The organism is Leifsonia sp. SIMBA_070 (assembly GCF_046534635.1).
In the GTDB taxonomy this organism is placed as follows: domain Bacteria; phylum Actinomycetota; class Actinomycetes; order Actinomycetales; family Microbacteriaceae; genus Leifsonia.
In genome coordinates, this window is the sequence record NZ_JAWRYK010000940.1 from 1 (window position 1) to 236 (window position 236).

Here is a 236-nt window from a genome sequence, read left to right on the forward strand (position 1 = left end):
GAAGCACCGCCGGAGGTGCCGGTGGCGCTTCCGAGGACGAGGGCGATCCGGTGGCCGGTGGCGCCGCCGTCATCCTGCAGGCCGGCGAACCGCGATCACTTGATCCGGCCGCACTGTCGAACACCTACGCACATCAACCGGCCCTGGGCAACGCGATCTACGGGACGTTGATGACCAACAACGTCGAGACCTACGCGCCCGAATACAAGATGGCAACCGACTTCTCGACCACTGAT

Annotated in this window: 1 protein-coding gene; it reads left to right on the forward strand. The window is 64.8% G+C overall.

Annotated elements, in window-relative coordinates; all coding sequences use genetic code 11:
- The coding region (locus SB754_RS22965) for a hypothetical protein (RefSeq protein WP_410784561.1) at positions 1-236 on the forward strand (236 nt) is incomplete at both ends.